Below are 17,614 nucleotides of genomic sequence, written 5' to 3' on the forward strand. Positions count from 1 at the left end.
ATAAAATTTCCTGTTATTCCAAATCCGAGGCATCAATATCCGGAGTAATAAAGAAACTATATCCCGGAAATTTCTCTGATAACTCATCATTAACAATCTTTAAACCTTCCGAAAATTTAATATCGAAACTAAATACCAGGTCAAAACGGATACTCTTTTTTACTAAATCCACAAAAAAGCCATGCATCTGTAAGGCCCATTCATGAGAAAGAACAATATTTTGAACCTCATTTCTAAGTCTTGCCGCTTCATCATCTTTTGTGTTGTAGGCATAAACCCCAACTCCAGTAAGAATTACTCCGGTCTGCTTAAAAACCTTTGCCTGAACCCTTCTTGTTATAACATCAACCTGGTCTACAGTCATATTATCCGGTAACTCCATATGCACAGAACCATAGTTTTTATTAGGGCCGTAATTACTGATTATTAAATCATAGGCACCATAGACTCCTTCTTCACTCTTAACAATTTCCTTGATTTTCATGGTAGTTTCATTATCAAGTCTTTGTCCTAAAATGTCATTTAAGGTTTCAATCATCATTTCTACCCCGGACTTAACTATAATTATGGCAATTATGGCACCTACATAGGCTTCAAGAGAAATGCCCGTAAATATAAAAACTAAAGCCGATGCCAAAACCGAAGCTGAAAGAATCGCATCAAAGGATGCATCTGCGCCGGAGGCTACTAAAGCAGCGGAGTTTACTTCTTCTCCTTTCTTCTTTACATAAAATCCCAGCACAATCTTTACTAAAACCGCCACAGCTATGATTAAAAGAGAAGTTGTGGAATAATCAGCCTTTTCAGGCCAGATAATTTTTTTTACAGACTCCACAACTGATGTTATTCCGGCATATAAAACAATTCCGGAAACCATCATGGCACTTAAATATTCAATTCTTCCATATCCCATTGGATGTTTCTTGTCAGGAAATTTTCCTGCAAGCTTCGTTCCCACAATGGTTATAACAGATGATAAAGCATCTGATAAATTATTGACTGCATCTAAAGTAACAGCTATTGAATTTGAAACAATCCCTATAAAGGCCTTAAAGGAAGCCAGAAAAATATTGGCAATAATACCTATTATACTGGTTTTAATAATAACCTTATCACGATTTATTACAGAGTTTTCAAGTTTTGCTTCTTCTTTGGTATTTTCACCACTCATTTTTTCTCCTCCTTATTGTATGCCGGATTTTTATCTTACTTTATATTTCGGACTTGCCCTTAAGAGACTTTAAAAAAAGAAGATAGTTATTATCTCTCCATAAATTATATAATATTTTAATAAAATTTAATAATATTTTGTTAATTTTTTTTGTATACATTTCCCCTCTTTTACTGTATAGTATTTACTTGTCTGATTACATATATTAGGAGGTTTATTCATGCTGACAGCCATTAAAAACGGGCTATACTACGAAATAGCTTTATTTTTGGCATTTATTCAAAACGGCTTTAGATTTAACTGGGATAAACCTAATATTAATGAAACTCAGTATTTTTATGGTTTGAGCGGACAAGTTAAATCATTTTTTTACTTAAAAGATTCCAGTGCTGTTAAGATTTCCTTTGGAAATCGCACCTATGGTTATTTTAGTATTGTCATAAAAAACAGCAAAGGGAAATCTGTTATAAGTAAAACTTATTCAAGCTATTTTGATTATCCAAATACCTGTGAGAAGTTTTTCCTTCAGGGTGGAAATTATTCCATTATTATAAAACCTATTTCTGAAACAGATTATTGGGGATGGAAAAATAAAACTCATATATCCAACATATCTAATACTTTTTCTTATTTAGATATTAAAGTATGTCTTAATCGTAAGTAATAATACGATTAAGGCTATTTTTTGCAAATATTTTTAATCAAACGATTAAGTCATTAAATTGTTTGATTATTATAAAAAATACTTATTGTTTTCCGAAATACACTATAACCCTATGTAAACTCTTCTCTTTTAAAAATTTTTAACAAGAGGGTAAATCTAATAAATAATTGGAGGGAAAGCAAATGAGTAAAGAAAAACAAACTGTTGGAAATAATGTTCCTCTTTATAACCGGTTGGCATTTCGAATAGGTGCTACCTATGTATCTTTATTACTGGTTTATATTATAGCAATTACCGTTATAATCCTTCAAATCAGTAACCTTAAAACATCCTGTCAAAATATTGTTAATGAAGTTTATAATGTCACCACCAACGTAAAGGATATCGAAGTGGATTTAAAGACTATAGATAATTGCGGATTCGGTCTGGCTGCTGCCTTTGACAGCTATGTTAATATGGGACAGGTTGATAACCAAACAAGCACGATTTCTTCACAGATTACAGAAATAGAAGAATCAGCAAATGCTATTTTAGAAGTAACATCAAGTATTCCTGAATTAGAAAATGCAATAAACAGCTTTATTTCAGACTTTGCAGCTTACAAAAGCTCATATGAAGGAGTTATAAAGGCTGCTGGTGACAATGATAAAGACACCATTTCAGTTTTGGTATACGGTGAATGTTCTACTTCACTTACTGCCCTTACACAAGATCTTGAAGCAGTTGATGAGGCTGTGGTTGCCATGAATGAAAATGTTCCAAACTTTTTAAATGAGCGTACTCATAGAATATTAATTGTAATGAATTATATTGTTGCTACTTTTATTGGTATTATTGTTCTTTTTATCCTGCTTAATTACAGAACTATTGTTAAACCAATAAAAGGAATCGCCAATGAAATCAACATTATAATTACAAATATTCAAAAAGGCAAAGGCGATTTAACTTTAAGATTAAATACAAAAACGGAAACAGAACTTATTCTTATTAAAAACGGAGTTAATCATTTCATTACAACTCTCCAGGATATAATGAAAAATGTTAAGGACGGAACAAATATACTTACAAATTCCTCAGAAAATATGACTTCTCAGGTTAGCAGGGCTCACGATTCTGTTACAAATACCTCTGCGGCTTTAGAAGAGCTTTCAGCCAGCATGACAGATGTTTCTTCCATTACGGATTTAATTGGTGAAAAGCTTGATAATGTGAAAGAATCCACTGAAAGTATTGACGCAGAAGTAAATGACGGTACTACTAAAGCAGCAGAAATAAAATCCGAAGCTGACGCTATTAAAGAAACAGCTTCAACAAAGAAGGAAAATACCGGACGCAAGATGCAAGAACTTTCCGTAGTCCTGGAAGAATCTGTTAAAGATTCTGAAAAAGTTAAGCAAATCAATGAGCTTACAAATGTAATTCTTGATATTGCTTCCCAGACCAACTTACTTGCTTTAAATGCCTCCATAGAAGCTGCAAGAGCCGGTGAAGCAGGACGAGGTTTTGCTGTTGTTGCTGAAGAAATCAGTGAACTTGCAGAAAATTCCAGACAAACTGCCGCCAACATCCAGTTAATAAGTAACGAGGTTACAAAGGCTGTTCAAACCCTTTCTTCAAATGCAATTCAGGTACTAGATTTTATTAATGGAACAGTTCTTTCTGATTATGATGCCTTCGTGGATACCGGTGACAAATATCAAAGTACCGCTGACCTTATAAATAACATACTTGGAAATATTTCCTCCCAGGTTGAAGCATTAAATGATGTTATGAAGGATATGGCCGGTTCAATAATGTCAATTACCGACTCGGTTCGTGAATCTTCAAAAGCAATTAATATGTCGGCTACCAACTCTCAGGAGATTGTCAATGAAATTGCGGGAATCACCGAGGCCGTTGAAAACAATAATGAGGTTACAAAACAGCTTACCTCCAATACCAGCCAGTTTGTTAATTTGTAAAATAAAATTTAAATGTTCTTAAAAGCATACATAAAAATGGCATCGCATTATATCAGGCGATGCCACTTTTTTATACTTTTACAAATAATTTTTTCTTCCTACTGTCTATCAAATATAATAATTAACTTTTCTTTTTCCACTTGGAATAAAGTATTATATCACCTGTACTACCAGTTTTAATTACTCCGTTTTTTAACTGTTTTTTATAATTTGGATCCAAATACCATCCTACGAAAGTATATCCTGTTTTTGTAGGTTTCTTAAGTGTAATATTCGGAGTAGTTATTGTATAAGTGCTTGGATTATCAGTATTATTTTTTCCACCCTCCAATTTATACGTAATTTTATATTTCTTCAATTGCCACTTGGCATATAAAGTGATATTTCCAGTACTACCTGATTTAATAGTATCATCAGCTAACCGATTCTTATAATTCGAATCTTTATACCATCCTACAAAAATATATCCTGTTTTTGTAGGTTTCTTTAAAACAATGTTAGCGGAAGTTACCGTATAGCTGGTCGGGTTACTGGTATTATTATTACCACCAGATAATTTATAATTAATAGTATACTTATTTAGCTGCCATTTGGCATATAATTTTATTACAGAGTTATTATTCCTTGTCAGTTTATAAAATGTCTTATTATACAACGTTCCAGATTCATTTTGTTTTGTATTCCATCCTAAAAACTTGTATCCTTTTTTGGTACGAGAAGGACAAGAAATCGGGGTCTCACCACAATAATTACCAATATAATCTTCAGGTTCTGATAAAACTGATAATGTATCCACCAAAGAATTGTTATCATATAATTCAATACGATAAGAAATTATAGGTTTAAAATCCAGATTATTCTCATTGGCAAATTTTTCGGCATATGAATCGTAATATCCAATAACCGGAGAAACTAAAGGTGTGAATGCATTATTTCCTATTTCTTTTACACTTTTTGGTATACTAATTCCCTGATTGCTGTTATTAAACGCTTTATCTGAAATGCTAACAACTGTATTAGGAATAAATGAATTTTTACACCCTAGTATCAGTTTATTATTACGCGATTCAATTATTGAACAACAATCATTTCTACTATCATATTCTTTATTATTCCTATCAACTACAATATTAGTTAAACCTTCACAATTTGCAAAAGCTTCATCACCAATATAGGTTACTTGTGAGGGTATAAAAATATCTTTAATATTTACGCACCCTTTAAACGTAGAATCATCTATCATTAAAAGTGAATCCGGCAAAATGACTGTTTCTAAACCAACACACCCTTCAAAGGCACTTTTTTCAATGGTATTTATATTATCAGGCAATTTTATTTCTTTAAGTCTTTTGCAATTCTTAAAAACTCCAGCTTTAATACCTGATACACCTGAAGGAATGTTAATCTCTAATAAATTTTCACAATTTGCAAAAGCATTTTCACCTATATAGGTAACTGAATCTGGTATTTTTATTTCTTTTAAATTTACACATCCTGCAAAAGCATTATCTTCTATATTAGATATTGAATCTGATATTTCAATATTTTCTATGCTTTCACATCCCGCAAAAGCACCATCAGAAATATAGCCTGAATCCACATCTTCTTCTATAGTTTCATTTTCATTATCTGTCCAAAAAGAAGTATCTTCATCCCAAAAAGAATCATCTACATCTTCGCCCCAAAAAGAAGCATCTTCATTAAGTCTATCTTCAAAATCATCTGGTTCTTCATCTCCAGAATCGTCATAATAATATTCTTCATCATCTGGTTCTTCGTCTTCTGGATTTTCTACAAATTCTTCGTCATCCAAATCATCATCATTATATTCTTCTGTTTCATCTTTAGAAATAATTTCCAAGTTTGCATCTTGTGTTACATTAGATGTATTGATAGAATTTTTATTTCCAGAATAAATTTTCATATTTACACAACTGGAAAAAGCATGCCAACCTATATATATTACTGAATTTGGTATATTTATCGAAGTAATATTATAGCAATCAGAAAAAGCCATTCTATCTATAACTTTAAGGGAATAGGGTAAAGACACTCTTCTTAAATTCTCACAATGCCAAAAACATCCCTTGCTAATATATCTTACAGTAGTTGGGATAACAATGTCAGTTAAAGCACCACATCCTCTAAAAGCACTATCTCTTATTATTTCTACCCTCCGTGGTATGTTTATATCTGCATTCTCACATCCACAAAAAGCAGCGTCTCCTATACTTTTTATTGAGTCCGGTAGAACAATCCTTCTTAATTTTGTACATCTAAAAAAGGCCATGCTTTTAATATGTGTAACTTTATAGCCATTTATTCTTTGAGGAACACGAACTATTGTGCCATCACCAACATATTTTTCAATACTTATGGTTCTTTTGTTACTATTTAAGCTCCACTTTAGACCTTCATATTCGCCACCTGTAAATTTGTTATCTATTGCATCAATTTGTTCCTGTACACATTTTGCATACATATTTGTCCCTTTTTCATTTGGATGAATAGAATATGCACTTGGAATTTTCATAGAATCTATATCCTGATTCTGCGGTGTCCATATTATTGGATTAATATAAGGGTCTGCTGTATACGCTTCATGTGTTTTAAATCTTTCACTGACATCAACAAACAAAATTCTTCCTCTTTGTTTATTAACAACTTTTTTTATAACATTATTATTAAAATAATCCACTCCATTAATATTAATCATATTTGCTTCTTCCTTGTTGAATGGTCCTCCACCTTGACTACTAATAAGTCGTGGATATCCCACAACTAAAATAATTGTATTACCACTAGTTTTTGAACGTATTTTTTTGTATACTCTATTAAGATTTTGTTTCACATTATATATCTGAGATTTTGTTTTATTTATTTCTTTAGATAACCAGGTAGTTGTAAAAGTACCGGGTTCTAACACGGCAGTGGTAATAATATTAGAAAATCCAACATCGTTTCCCCCAATTGTAATTGTTACATAATCTACAAATTTTTCTTCATCCTTTAACTTGTCAAAAATTTTACATTCTTTCGGTATATTTTTAGTACCTATAAAAAATGTAAAATCGTTAGCCTCTGGAATATATGTTTTATATTTAGCCTTTTTTTCGAATGATACTAAATCAAAATGTTTTGTTTCAGCTCCCGATATTGCTCTAAAATACCATTTTTTTTCTTTAAGCTGTGAATTAATGTGAGTATTTCCTGGTAATTTTATTTTTCCTGGCCAGCTTTTTTTAGATCTATGAGCTAACCAATCACTACTTTTTAATTTATCAATTACGTTTTTATTTTGTCCATAAAATGGTTCAACACCTTCACCCGATGAATATGAATCCCCCAATGATACCATTATTTGGCGATCACCTGTTGCATAAGAACGAATTGGTAAAAAGCAAAAACAAAATATAATAAAAATAATGTAAAAAGCAAACGTTTTACTTTTCTTCATCAGCATAATTTCCTCCCATATAATACTTTTTTATTAGTACACTTATTGACAAATAACATCTTCATTTTTATAAATTATCAATATCTTCATCAGTTAAACTGTTTAAATAATCAGCGTCTATATGTTTTACCGTTTTTACTATGGCATCTGAACCATTGGGAATAACGTCAAAGAATTGGTTTTTTTGAGCATTGTGTACATAAATGCTTTCTGATTCCGATAAAATTACATCAACTATTTTTTCATTGTTTTCAGATTTTTTTAGTGTGTAAGAAACAGGGTAAGCTTGAAACTGTCCATTAGTTTCATATATGGTCCATATATTATTTGATGGTGTAGTGTAATACGCTACATAAGAGGGATGTTTTTCATTAGAATTCGTGGATATTTCTTTTTCATTATAATTACCCTTCAAATCAAATCTACTGATTATTGAAACATCTGAAAAACCACGTTCCGCAAAATCTTCCCGAGTCTGCTTTTCAGATGTAAGATTTTTAGATTCTGTTACATCCATTCTGGATAATATTTCTGAAGTTCTATTGTAATATTCTTCAGAGTCTACAACATATTCATCTACGAACTCATCATCTGTTTCAAAATCATCTGATACATAATCATTTATTGAATCAGACTCATCTGTTTTTGCAGTTTCATTTACTTCTGATTTTGTCATTAGTTTTTCTTTCGTTGATTCAGTATTTGAATTCTTGTTACATACCACAATAATTCCTGAAAATGTTAGAAAAACTAACATAATTAAAATAATCATTCTTTTCATAAATTTCTCCTTGTACTACTGTTTTCACTAAATTCATATCATTCATATATACATTTTAGTTATGTTTTTTAATCCCCCCTTACTATATATAATAGTTATGCTTGAAAAAATATAATAAATATATTAAGCTTTAGATAAGTTAACTAACTAAATATAATAATATATTTCCTATCAGGGTCAGTTAATAACAAATTTACTATGTGACCATTATTAATTTGATAGAATTGTCTTTGTAGTAAAGCGGACATTCGGAATCCGCTTCGCTACTTCCTCATGAACGCAGTGTAAGCAATCCCCCGCTTAAAGCTTACGCTTTTGAAGCGGGGGATTGCTTACACTGCGTTCATAACATAGATATATCTATGAACAATTAGCCAAAACAATGCTAAAATCCACTAAATTAGAGGAGAATAAACATGCTTAAAAAAATCCTAATTAATAAATATATTAAAATTCCTTTGATTATTGTTTGTTTTATTTCTATTATTTGTTTTTCTTTTTTTCAAATAAGACGGCTTATTGTAATTAATTATCTTAATAACAGATACGGTGATGGTGATTGGAAAATAGTTGCCTGCAAAGATACCTATTACACTAGCGAGGGGTGTTTTTTTACCCTTTTTAGAAGACAGAAAAAAGATGGCGTAAGATATGAAATTACATCATCTTACACTCAAAATAAACCTTTTTGCATTTTTATAAAAGGGTTTATTATAGAAAATGACGAGTTTTTACCTACATATTATTCTATTAAGTACAAGCTGAAGTACATTATATGGGAGGATACAGGTTTTGATAATGATTTTGAGGAACTGGAAGGAAAAATCAAATTTATTAATGATTATCATTATCCTTTCAAAGATTATGTCAGTAATTATGATGACTTTTATATAAATAATTGTGCAACCGCCCTTTACATACCTGAAATGTACGGTAATGAAGATACATATGATACATTTAAAGATTTGTTTAAAAATAACAAAAAAGTACCTGATTTAAGTGAGACAATTGATATTTTGGAAAAATGTTATTGTTCATATAGAAAAAGAAATTCAAACATAGATGATGAAAAATTTTACAATTTTATTTTTTCAAAAAACGTTTCTGATGTAGATATAGACAGATTCATCTATTATTCAGTTGATGAAAGTGAAAGAAATAATACTTTTCTTACTAAAAATGGAGCTACACAACGAGAAGCTGATTAGAATGCAGAAATAGAAATTATTTTATCCTTCTTCCATAATGCAAAACAGAGGTAACAAAATGTACGGTTATGGCGACTGGAAAATAGTTGCCTGAAAAGATGTTTATATTAGCACGGGAGGATGGCTTTATAGCAAAGATGAAAAATGTGACGTAAGATATGAAACTACATCATCTTACACTCAAAATAAACCTTTTTGCATTTTTATAAAAGGGTTTATTATAGAAAATAACGAGTTTTTACCTACATATTATTATGTTAAATATTAGCTAAAATACAGCATAAAAGGGGATACAAGTATTAATAATGATTTTGTACAGAGGAAGTGGCTGTATAAAATGCTAGAGTAAAATGTATGTAAAGCGTTCATTCGGAATCCGCTTCGCTACTTCCTCATGAACGCAGTGGCACTTTGTGCCACCTGTCAGAAGGGGCTTTAACCCCTTCTGACACTAGTAAGCTTATACCCCCGCTTAAAGCTTACGCTTTTGAAGCGGGGGATTGCTTACACTGCGTTCAGCCTACTTATATTATATTTAAAAGAGTATGCATCTGACTAATTACTTAGCGCGATGCATACTCTTTATTGTAATGATTCTAATACCTCTTTTAACACTATTGAAAAATGTCTTGGGGATTCCTCTTGGGGAGAATGTCCACATTTTTTCATGATTTCTAATTTTTTATCCACAGCATCAATTTTTTTATAATAATCTTTTACATAAGCAAGTGGGCAGATATAGTCGTTTTCCCCGGATATAAAACCTACCGGGATGTTGTATTGGGTTCCGTAGTCTCTTACATCGGTTTCTGCCAGATACTCAAATAATTGTTTGTTTAAATCCACATAAGAATTCATATCAAATATTGAAGAACATTCAATGGAGTTCCATAATAAATCATCAAATCCATAGTAGGCAGATGTAAAGGCAGGACTTTTAAGCTTAAAGTCTCCATTTTTTAAATAAAATCTACTTATGCTGTTTTCAAGATTTACCATATTTATATAGGAGTCATCCTTCTCATATTTTTTGTAACAATTTTCCATATAAGATGTATCCTGATTCTTTTTTGAAGCTTTGTTTAAAGCTTTTTTATAGGAATAAATCAAAGCTTTTGGGGAAACATACTGTCCCACCCCTACATAGGCTGATACTGTATCAGGATTATTTAAGGCATAGCAAGCTCCTAAAAGAGAACCGTAGGAATGTCCCACAATTATAACTTCATCCTTGTCAAATTTTTTAAAAAGATACTCCAAAAGCTCGTAAATATCCCTTTGAGCCCTGTCAAAGCTGGCAGTGACATTTTTAGGATCAAGATTTTTATTTTTGATGTAGGTTCGCCCGCAGCCTCTTTGATCCCAGCTTACTACCGTATATTCATCAACAAGATAATCAGAAAACCTGTTGGTAGTGGCTGTATCAGGATATGCAGGACCTCCATGAAGCCATAACAAAAGGGGATTGTCTGTATTTTTTCCTCTGATGGAAATAAATTGTTTTTCTCCACCAATATCAACATATAGCTGTTCATCAAATGCACCTTTTTTGCTGACAAGTTTTGAAGATTTACTTATATAGTTATAATTTCTAATACCGTCTATAACAGTTATAAAAGTAACAGCAAGTAAAAAAAGGGCAAACAGAAAAATTTTTAGAATTTTTAATCCATCATTTCTTTTTTTTGCTTTACGAAGAAGTTCCTTTTTATGGACATAATGAATACCAATGTGTCCGATTCCCAATATAATGGTGGAAATTAATAAAAAGCTGTTTCCTGCATAAAATCCCAAAAGAAGAAATGCCATTACAGGTAGGACAGCCTTTGCAATGGGAATTCCAAGTATTGAAGAATAAAAGTTTTCCATGGTCTTTTCCCCGATAAAATACTGTATCCAGGAAATTTCATACAATATCATAAGTAAGAAAGAAAGGAAAAATATTATGTAGCTATATGACCAGGTTCTTAAATTAAAATCTGAAAAAATCAGGCTTATGGCGCATACAGATACCTCACCAAACCTTTCAAATGACAAAAGTATTTTATTTTCGTTTTTACTATAAACATCATAATCTGCCGGTTTATTCTTTATCCAGATAATATTGGGTAAAAAAAGCATTATCAAATAAACCAGACCAACATAAGAAAATCCAAAATGTATCATATTTAATTCCTTTTTATTATTATCCTTGAATTTGCTTTGATAGCTGCCATTAAACATACTAATTTTACTATTTTATTTTCATTTTGCCAAGTTGTAACCAAAATGCATATTTTTTATCATATATCCGCCAAAAATCTTTTTTTAATAAGACTTGTCAGGCACTCTTGAATATTTTTTATCGTTTTGATAAAATTGTGTGTAAAGTATGCAAATTGTTGCATAACTTAAACAGGACTCAAGGGGAGTCTTAAAGAAAAAAATTATAAAGGAGATTGGCATAATGAAAAAATTTTTAGATGAATTTAAAGAATTCGCTCTAAAAGGAAATGTTATCGACATGGCTGTCGGTGTCATTGTAGGTGGTGCTTTCAGTACTATCGTTTCTTCACTGGTAACGGACATTTTTACACCTGTTCTTGGACTGGCTACAGGAAATATTAATTTTTCCGAGCTTTATGTTTCCCTAGATGGCATTGACTATCCATCATTAGCTGATGCTCAGGCTAAAAGTGCTCCTGTTTTGGCATATGGTAATTTTATTCAAAATATAATCCAGTTTATAATATTGGCATTTATTATATTCTTATTTGTAAAGGGATTAGCCAAACTTAAAAAACCAAAAGAGGCTGCACCGGCAGAGACAAAAGTATGCCCATATTGCTGTTCTGAAATTCCAATTAAAGCAAGTAAATGTGCTCATTGTGGTTCAGAACTACCGGATGTTGACATGGCAAAAGCATAAGATTTTTAAAGGGTCTGTATCAAATTACTACAGACCCTTCTTTTAATTATCTTTGTTTTATCAACAGTTTATACAAGGTTGGCTCAAAGCCAAATTCTTTCATGAGATTTTTAACTTCTTCCAAGGTTTTTTCTCTTTTTTCATTAGATTTTTTCTGGTTTCTTACAGCCCTTATAAGAAGATTTTTTGGTGTATGACTAAAATCCACAAATTCCAAGATTTGTGTATCATATCCTATATATTCTAAGAGATTTGCCCTTATTAAATCCGTAGAAAGAGCAGAAAATCTCTCAGAAATAATGCCATATCTGCTAAAAATGGACAAATTTTCAGGTTTTAACTGCTTATTTAATTCATGCTGACAGCAAGGTACACTAAAAATCATCTTTGATTTCCAGTTTATGGCATTAAAAAGTGCATAATCCGTAGCCGTATCACAGGCATGAAGAGAAATTACCATATCAACCTCAAAATCAGCCTTATAGCCGTTTATATCCCCCAGTTCAAATCTTAGATTGTCATAACCGTATCTTTTAGCTGTTTCATTGCATTTTTTTATAACATCCTCTTTTAAATCAAGACCTGTCATATTAACTTTAATATTTCTTATCTGGGTTAAATAATAATAAACCACAAAGGTTAAATAAGATTTTCCACAGCCAAAATCAATGATATTTAAATGCTTAAAATCCTTATTTTTTATTTCATCATCAATTATTTCAATGAATCTATTAATTTGCCTGTATTTATCATACATGCTGTTTACTATTTTACCTTCTTTAGTAAAAACTCCCATGTCTATAAGGGGTAAAACCGGCTTTCCATCAGGTATGATATAATTTTTCTTTCTGTTATGCTCCATATTTGCCAGACATTTTTTCTGAGAGCTTTTACGACTTGTAAAAAAGATTTTTTTCTTTTTAGAAATTTTTATCTCAAACTCTTTACCCTCAGCCCAGGCATTTAACTGCAAAAACTCTTCTCCTAAGTATTCCTTTAAAATATCTTCTATTTCCTCAAATGTAATATTTGTATGAAATACCTGCTTTTGGCTGTATTTAGCCACTTGAAAGTCCTTTTCCTTTTCTTCAATAACTATTTTTTTATACTCATTGTTTTTATTTTTCCCCTTACTTATAACAAACTTAAAAGGGGTTTCAAACATTACTTTTTTTAATGTGATGCTTAATTCTTCTGTAAATTCTTCATTCATCATAAATTTAATACCTTTTTTTGTAATACATTTTTTCCCAAAGTTATCTATAATTTTATATAATTTTTTTCCGAAATAGTAAAGAATTTTTTATTAAAAATAAAAAAGAAAAATGAACTAAATCACTTCTCCTTCTTAATGTCTGACACTAATAAAATAATAGTTTTTAAACTATTGGCATTTATTGCCAAAAATAATAATAAGGCTTCCCTATCTCCATCTATCATTTTAGGCAAAAAAACAATATATGCGAAAATTATTAATATCATTGATATAACAATCCAAAGCATAAAATATACCGTCTTTAGGTTAATTTTCATCTTTTTACTCCTGCTGTATTTTCTTCGTTGAAAAAACAATATTTCTTAAAGAAACCGTATTTAATATTACAAATAAGATAAACTCCCCTCTTTTTCCCTCTAAGACCTGGGGAAAATACACTATATAAGTCAATATCATAATTACCATCCAGACAATGATATAAAGCATAAAAGCTATTTTTTTCAGAATAGATTTTTTAGAATTCATTTTTTCTTTATAATTACAAATGTTCCTCCTGTATTTTTTACAAAGTAATATTATCATAGATGCTATATCAGGACAATTTTTAATTTCAGAAAAATTTGACATTTCTTCGCAAAACACGATAATAGATAAGGTAAAGATTTTTATACAATAGGAGGAAAAATATTATGAAAACTATTAAAAAATTTGCAGCATGGGGATTGTTGTTATCCCTTTTAATCTCATTTTTTGCCCCGGCCAAAAACGTTCTTGCTGCATCTTCTAAGAAAACCATATATGTGGTTTCTTCTGTAAAGGTAAACGGCACAACCGCTAATGGTAAAGAAAACTATAAATCCAGTGTAAGTTACAACAAATACGGTTTACTTACGAAAATTAATAATAACGGTTCAGAAAATATCACAGATACATTTACCTATGATAAAAACCAGAGACTTACAAAATTCACTGAAAAAATCGGAACTGGAGACGCTAAGGATATAAATACCACAAATTATAGTTATAAAAACGGAAAACTTTGTAAATCAACCCGTAATCGTCAAGATGGTGACAAAGTTGTAACTACTTATACTTGGAAAAATGGTTTAATTACATCTTCTACATTAGTAACTAGTTGGTTACAAAATGGAAAGACTGAATCTGTAACTACCAAATCAAGCTATAAATATAAAAATAACCATGTATGTTATGCAAAGGATTCATCTAATGGCTATAAAAATGAGTTTTTTATAACACATGATAAAAAAGGCAATGTAACTAAATTCGTTTACAAAAACAATAGCAACAAAAAAGCAATTTTAAATGTAAGTTCAAAAATAACTTATGATAAAAATAAAAGAGCCACAAAAATTGTAAACGAATTTAAGAGTCCTTTTCTGGATAAGGCTGAAAAATTCACCAAAACAGTTACCTATAAGAAAATTACAGTAGATAAAAAATATGCTTCGGCTATAGCAAATCAACAATGGCAACTTTTAAATGCCAACTTTAATAGTATAGGAATTGGATTTGCCTGGTAAAATTTAAATCTTAACTTCTTCCCCTGATGTTTAGTCAGGGGATTTTTTGTTTACTAAGCTACTATTATGGAGTAAAATTTAAAGAGAAATTGAAATTTACTCTAACTAGGTAACGCTACATTAATATTTTTAACACAAGCAGCTAAGATTTCATTTTAATAATTTCAGGAGAATAGCCATGAAAGAAAAAATGCTTAATAAGATTTCCTTTGTTTTAAATATTTTTTTGATAATATCCCTGTCCATTGGAATTTATTATATGTTTCTTAGCAATGCTTATAATGGTGTTTTTGCCACAAAGGGTCTGGCAAATTTGAAATATTTTACCGTCCTTTCAAATTTGTTGTGTTTTTTTGTAGCTATCGCTTCTTTATTAGCCACTGTTATATTTCATAAAAAGCTGCCTGTAGTATTTAAGCTCGTTTCTGCCTCAGAAGTGGGGCTTACCTTTGTAATTATTGCTTTTTTCCTACAACCCCTTTATCCTAATATGAATCTTTACGCAAGAGGAAATTTGTGGTTTCATCTAATTTGTCCTTTAATTGCCATGGCAGAATTTATTGTTATTGGCTTAAATAGCAAAAAAATCCCCTTTAAAAATACATTATTTTCCGGTTTATTAACCCTTATTTATGGAGCTTTTTATCTAGGTAATACAATAATAAACGGCATAGGAACCTGGCCTGACAGCAATGACTTTTACGGCTTTTTAACCTGGGGATACCCAATTGGCATGATTATTTTTGCAATTATTGTGATCATGAGCTGGCTTATCTCGGTAATACTTCGCCTTCCAAATGTAATTAAAAACAGTAAACGCTTTCGTAAAACGAGCGAAATCTAACTTAGTGATTTTAATGAATTTTTATAAGCCTCCATTTCTACATCCTTAAAACAGCAAAGATAGATATTTATTTCTGCCTCTTTATGATTTTTAAGCCAGGAAAAAATTGCCTTTAATGACACTTTTGTGGCTTCATTTAAGGGATATCCATACACTCCCGTTGAAATTCCGGGAAAGGCAATGCTTTTGCATTTATTTTTTAAAGCTAAGTCAAGAGATTTTTCATAGCAGGAGGATAGATTTTCTTCATCTTTTTTTGCCCCGCTATAAATCGGCCCAACTGTATGAATTATATGCTTTGCATATTTAATGTTATAAGCCCCTGTAATTTTGGCATCTCCGGTGTCACAGCCATGAAGCCTTCTACACTCTTCAAGTAATTTCGATCCTGCTGCCCTGTGAATAGCACCATCCACACCACCGCCACCTAAAAGGCTGTTATTGGCGGCATTTACAATGGCATCAGCTTCAATGTCCAAAACACCACCCCTGACAAAAAATATTTTTGATAATGTTTCAAATTTCAATAATTGATTGATTTTTTCTTTTTTTATTTCTTCAATGTGTCTATCCATGTTTACCCCCTGATCAGATAGTTTTTTCTTTTTTTCAAGTATAGTCAACAAATAACTAAAAAGTCAATTGGATAGGAGGATAATCATTAAACCATTTATGGAGGGATCATCATTGCAAATTAATAAAAGTCAAATAGCTCGGAAACTGGATGTTGATAGACGGACTGTTGATAAATATATAATTTGATCATTTAAACTACTGAAACGATATTGTATCAGACTTCTCCTTTAAATTTTGCAAAAACCTGTTTAACATTTTTATATCTCACCTTGGGGATGATTAGTTCCTCACCATTTGATAATACTACTGTCCTGGCCCCCTGCATCTTATCGCTATGATTATTTAGTTTAATAACGTATTTAAAGCGGACATTCGGAATCCGCCATCTTTATCATCAATTCCTTTAATTACATTACAGAAAAACAAGCCATCTTTATTACAGTAAAATAATATCTTTTCTACTCCTTTAATTTTAAATCTTGCCTGAGCATCAGACTCAGGATATAGCTTAATCAATTGACTAGAATCTTTAGATAAAGCCACAATAAAGGAAATATAATGTGTTTTTGTCATTTCATGCTCAATTCTGACAAAATATTCATCCTCTACTCTTTCAACAAATATCATGTGGGACTCATCTGTACATTCAGCCTCAGCCGGTACAAGACTAATCCCATGACAATGTATTACGGCTTCCCCCATGGTATGTATCACATTACCACAGACAGGGCAAATATAAAACTTTGATTTTTCCACATTTGCTGATACATTGGAATTTTGAATTGTATTACCGGATATAAGCTCCGGCACAGATATTTTAAATGCATCTGCAATAGGCTCTAAAAGTGTAATATCCGGATAACCTTTTGCCCTTTCCCACTTGGAAACCGTCTTATCACTTACTCCTAAAATTTCAGCCAATTGATTTTGGGTCATATTTCTTTGCTCACGCAAATTTTTTATGGTCATTCCTGTAATATACTGGTTCATTTCCAATGCCTCCTTTTGATATTTATTTAAGATATCTGCAAGCTCTTTTTGCCGCCCGGTTATATAAATAGGGATAATTTATAAGAAAATGATATTACAGCCTAGGGCTTTAAACAACCTACCCAAAGTAGAGTTTAAGATGTATTGCTAGTTTATAGTCGGTCTTTTAATAAAAGCTATATTGCAAAATATTCTGACTTTCTTTTATATAATTCATACGGCTGAAAACCCATCAAGCTTTAGCTTGTGGGATGAAAGCCGACCAGTTTAACTCAGCCTCGCCTAAGCGGGGCTGTT

General features: G+C 31.2%; 13 protein-coding genes. 6 read left to right on the plus strand and 7 right to left on the minus strand.

Features of this window, described 5'->3' with window-relative positions; translation table 11 throughout:
- Positions 1 to 13 precede the first annotated feature (13 nt).
- On the minus strand, positions 14 to 1,171 hold the full coding sequence (locus BM153_RS08625) for a cation diffusion facilitator family transporter (protein ID WP_092872760.1): 1,158 nt from the start codon (positions 1,169 to 1,171) through the stop codon (positions 14 to 16).
- A gap of 220 nt (positions 1,172 to 1,391) precedes the next feature.
- Between BM153_RS08625 and BM153_RS08630 the strand changes: the two genes are divergently transcribed.
- Together BM153_RS08630 and BM153_RS08635 are read left to right on the plus strand one after the other, a co-directional pair.
- A complete protein-coding gene (locus tag BM153_RS08630) occupies positions 1,392 to 1,835 on the plus strand; it encodes a hypothetical protein (RefSeq protein WP_092872762.1) in 444 nt (147 codons plus the stop codon).
- 182 nt (positions 1,836 to 2,017) lie between these two features.
- A complete protein-coding gene (locus BM153_RS08635) occupies positions 2,018 to 3,796 on the plus strand; it encodes a methyl-accepting chemotaxis protein (RefSeq protein WP_092872764.1) in 1,779 nt (592 codons plus the stop codon).
- 121 nt (positions 3,797 to 3,917) lie between these two features.
- Here BM153_RS08635 and BM153_RS08640 read toward each other — a convergent pair whose 3' ends face one another.
- Positions 3,918 to 7,259, minus strand: a complete 3,342-nt coding sequence (locus BM153_RS08640) for a leucine-rich repeat protein (protein ID WP_092872766.1) — start codon at positions 7,257 to 7,259, stop codon at positions 3,918 to 3,920.
- Positions 7,260 to 7,320: 61 nt separating this feature from the next.
- Positions 7,321 to 8,010, minus strand: a complete 690-nt coding sequence (locus BM153_RS08645; RefSeq protein WP_143088292.1) for a hypothetical protein — start codon at positions 8,008 to 8,010, stop codon at positions 7,321 to 7,323.
- A 440-nt stretch (positions 8,011 to 8,450) separates the two neighbouring features.
- Here BM153_RS08645 and BM153_RS08650 point away from each other — a divergent pair, with 440 nt between their 5' ends.
- Entirely contained in the window at positions 8,451 to 9,242 is a 792-nt protein-coding gene (locus BM153_RS08650) for a hypothetical protein (RefSeq protein WP_092872770.1), read from the plus strand.
- Between the two features lie 582 nt (positions 9,243 to 9,824).
- On the opposite strand, the gene BM153_RS14215 is transcribed toward BM153_RS08650, so the two are convergent.
- Positions 9,825 to 11,408 carry an alpha/beta fold hydrolase gene (locus BM153_RS14215; RefSeq protein ID WP_092872772.1) on the minus strand — a complete coding sequence of 528 codons (1,584 nt, stop codon included), beginning with the start codon at positions 11,406 to 11,408 and terminating at the stop codon, positions 9,825 to 9,827.
- Between the two features lie 280 nt (positions 11,409 to 11,688).
- On the opposite strand from BM153_RS14215, the gene mscL reads away from it, so the two are divergent.
- Positions 11,689 to 12,150, plus strand: a complete 462-nt coding sequence (gene mscL / locus BM153_RS08660; RefSeq protein ID WP_092872774.1) for a large conductance mechanosensitive channel protein MscL — start codon at positions 11,689 to 11,691, stop codon at positions 12,148 to 12,150.
- Between the two features lie 46 nt (positions 12,151 to 12,196).
- On the opposite strand, the gene BM153_RS08665 is transcribed toward mscL, so the two are convergent.
- On the minus strand, positions 12,197 to 13,366 hold the full coding sequence (locus BM153_RS08665; RefSeq protein ID WP_330392047.1) for a class I SAM-dependent methyltransferase: 1,170 nt from the start codon (positions 13,364 to 13,366) through the stop codon (positions 12,197 to 12,199).
- A gap of 689 nt (positions 13,367 to 14,055) precedes the next feature.
- On the opposite strand from BM153_RS08665, the gene BM153_RS08680 reads away from it, so the two are divergent.
- Positions 14,056 to 14,907, plus strand: coding sequence for a hypothetical protein (locus tag BM153_RS08680; protein WP_092872780.1), 852 nt, complete (start codon positions 14,056 to 14,058; stop codon positions 14,905 to 14,907).
- Positions 14,908 to 15,085: 178 nt separating this feature from the next.
- Complete coding sequence (locus BM153_RS08685; protein ID WP_092872782.1) at positions 15,086 to 15,751, plus strand: hypothetical protein; 666 nt, start codon at positions 15,086 to 15,088, stop codon at positions 15,749 to 15,751.
- Here BM153_RS08685 and BM153_RS08690 read toward each other — a convergent pair.
- Together BM153_RS08690 and BM153_RS08695 are read right to left on the minus strand one after the other, a co-directional pair.
- Positions 15,748 to 16,326: a macro domain-containing protein gene (locus tag BM153_RS08690; protein WP_092872784.1), complete on the minus strand. Its 579-nt coding sequence runs from the start codon at positions 16,324 to 16,326 to the stop codon at positions 15,748 to 15,750. The two genes, BM153_RS08685 and BM153_RS08690, sit on opposite strands and share 4 nt — an antisense overlap.
- Positions 16,327 to 16,669: 343 nt before the next feature.
- On the minus strand, positions 16,670 to 17,317 hold the full coding sequence (locus tag BM153_RS08695; RefSeq protein WP_092872786.1) for a helix-turn-helix domain-containing protein: 648 nt from the start codon (positions 17,315 to 17,317) through the stop codon (positions 16,670 to 16,672).
- Positions 17,318 to 17,614 lie beyond the last annotated feature (297 nt).

The sequence above is a fragment of the Acetitomaculum ruminis DSM 5522 genome (assembly GCF_900112085.1).
Classification (GTDB): domain Bacteria; phylum Bacillota; class Clostridia; order Lachnospirales; family Lachnospiraceae; genus Acetitomaculum; species Acetitomaculum ruminis.